This window comes from Vibrio sp. 03_296 (genome assembly GCF_002265885.1).
Map to the genome: position 1 here is coordinate 1 of NZ_NPKW01000395.1, position 933 is coordinate 933.

Consider the following 933-nt stretch of genomic DNA (forward strand, 5'->3'; position numbering starts at 1 on the left):
TTCACTATCTTCATAAATCGAAGATATTTGCTTTAGAAATCGAAGATATTTGGCTCTTCTTTGCCACGCCTGCACTGGTTGCAGGCGTTTTTCTACGCCCCTAGTCGGCGAATTTGTGACCTCGGCAAAGTTTTAGGGCGTAGGGAGTGAGAAGGATGTGTTTGTTATTCCGTCGTTTTATTCTGAGCGTGATAAAACGATCAAACGTCTACCTTTAAAGCGCCATAGTTTTAAGTATCTATTGGTTTAAGCATCTGTTGCGATTTGAGAGGGTAAGGCGTGAACAACGGATTTGAACGATGAAACTTGAACGCCATAACCCTAACTTTGCTCCTTTAGCTCGGCAGCGGCGAATTGCCGAGCCGAATTTAACCATTTCAACCACCACCAACAGCCGAGATTTTCCGCTCAGTGCCGAGCAGCCATTAGTGGTGTCGCTGGTCAAAGACAGTTATCAACTGAAAATCACCGGGTTGGAAGGCGATTGCCAAGCGCCCGATGCGCAGGTGATCAAGTTCAATCAACCCATGGCGCTGAACTGCGGTAAAGTGACGGAACTTCCGCTAAAAATTCGCTTTACGGGTGACKACAGCTTTGAACTGGACGCGAACGCCCACACGCTGACATTTAAACGTGAAGCGAAAAAGGTCGCCAAACCGAGTTCAAACGCCCACTGCCGCAGGTGACTTGTGAAGTCTACCAAGGCGGAGAAGTGACGATTGAACTGGGCGACAGCTTCAAAGAGGGCACCTCACTGCGTGACGCCTATAGCGGCCAAGTGGTGAGCGTTAAGCAGGGTAAAGTCAGCTTAACGCCGTCGGCGCAATCCGGCGGTTTGGTGCTATTGGAACCGGTTAAACAAAACAAAAAAGCGCGCCCATCCGATTACCGCAACGCGAATATTTAYYTCGTAATGGTGGATCGCTTTAACAA

Annotated in this window: 1 pseudogene; it reads left to right on the forward strand. The window is 48.7% G+C overall.

Annotation, left to right across the window (positions count from 1 at the left end):
* Positions 1-306: 306 nt before the first annotated feature.
* A pseudogene (locus CIK04_RS24910) lies at positions 307-933 on the forward strand (alpha-amylase); the annotation flags it as partial.